The sequence below is a fragment of the Bradyrhizobium sp. BRP56 genome, assembly GCF_020194035.1.
Taxonomy (GTDB): domain Bacteria; phylum Pseudomonadota; class Alphaproteobacteria; order Rhizobiales; family Xanthobacteraceae; genus Bradyrhizobium; species Bradyrhizobium australafricanum.
Window position 1 is genome coordinate 1 of sequence record NZ_JADYVV010000168.1, and the last position, 1,284, is coordinate 1,284.

The following is a 1,284-nucleotide window of genomic DNA, read 5'->3' on the forward strand; positions in this document are numbered from 1 at the left end:
GCAGGGCTGTCCGGGGAACGTCATCCATAGCAGAACTCCATCTGGTTTGGGGATGTTCTGCATTTGCGGTGGCTGGGATTGATGGGCGGAGGCTGGTCGATGGTGGCGAGTGCTCGACGGGTGAACAGAAGCTGACCAACAAGCTCGGCCAGCCTGAGAGGCAGCATTTTGATGCAGTTGGCTCGTGCAGCGATGCGTAGCAGCAGGTAGGCAATCATCGCCGCGAGCACTTGCAGGCGGATCGCGTTATCGTTGGCGCCGAGAAACTTGCGGATATCGAGATGCTGCTTGATCCAGCGGAACAGCAGCTCGATCTGCCAGCGGGTCTTGTAAAGGGCAGCAATCTCGATGGCGGTGCGGGTGAGATCGTTGGTCAGCAGCGTGATCAGGCCCCCGTTCTCTCGCCTGAGCTTGATCCGACGCAGCGGTATCGGCAGTCGTGAGTCGCCCTTGCTGATAAGCTTCACCTCGTCGTCGGCGAGGATTTTGAAGCCGTCGCCCTCGCGCTTGCGGAGAAGACGATGCTTGAAAGCCCGGAACCGGATGCGTTCCTTTGCCCGGGTGATGAAGAATGCCTTGCTATCGCTGATCTTCTGCCACCAGTCGAAGCGGCAATACCCCTTGTCGAACACGTAAGTGGTGTCGGCCTGGATCGGAACCTGGCGACCGATCTCGATGTCGTTCACGGTTGCCGGTGTCACCTCGACACAGTTCGGGACATCGCTTTTTGGATCGTAGACGACGTGCAGCTTCATGCCGCGGATGCGGCCGTTCCACCTCGCCCAGCTGCAAACCTTACCGAGCGGGATCGGGCTGGCATCGATCAGGCGCACCATCTCCGTGCCCTCGCTCCGCAGCTGGCGACTGGCCATCGCCGACAGCGTCGCAAAGGTCTGCGCGAAGACGCCGACCGGACGGCGGGCATTGGCATCGGACAGCGTCGAGCGGGACAGCTGGCCGGCCCCCAAATGATAGTGGTGTTGAGAATGGGCGTTGAAGCCGGCTACCACCCCACGCAGGCTGTCACTGCCGCTGAGCTGCGCATAGATCAGCGCGATCAGATGATCCCAGCTCTTGAACGACTTGTCGTAGGCATCTCCGGCCAAACGATCCACAGTCGACTGAAACTGCCGCCGATTGATCGGTTCAAGCAGCCTTCCAAAAATGCTATCGCGGTATCGCATGCTCGGCCTTCTGTGTCTCGACAACCAGAAAAGGCCGATTTGCCTCGGTCTTGCCGAGCATGCACCGCGACATAGTGAATCATTCCCCGGACAGCCCTGC

Annotated in this window: 1 protein-coding gene; it reads right to left on the reverse strand. The window is 60.0% G+C overall.

Going from position 1 to position 1,284, the window contains the following annotated elements; all coding sequences use genetic code 11:
• Positions 1–20 precede the first annotated feature (20 nt).
• Positions 21–1,184, reverse strand: coding sequence for an IS4 family transposase (locus I6F38_RS43185; RefSeq protein ID WP_225164684.1), 1,164 nt, complete (start codon positions 1,182–1,184; stop codon positions 21–23).
• Positions 1,185–1,284 lie beyond the last annotated feature (100 nt).

Bases quoted from the DNA above. Each gene is read 5' to 3' on its own strand.
- I6F38_RS43185 (WP_225164684.1), bottom strand. From the start codon at position 1,184: ATGCGATACCGCGATAGCATTTTTGGAAGGCTGCTTGAACCGATCAAT.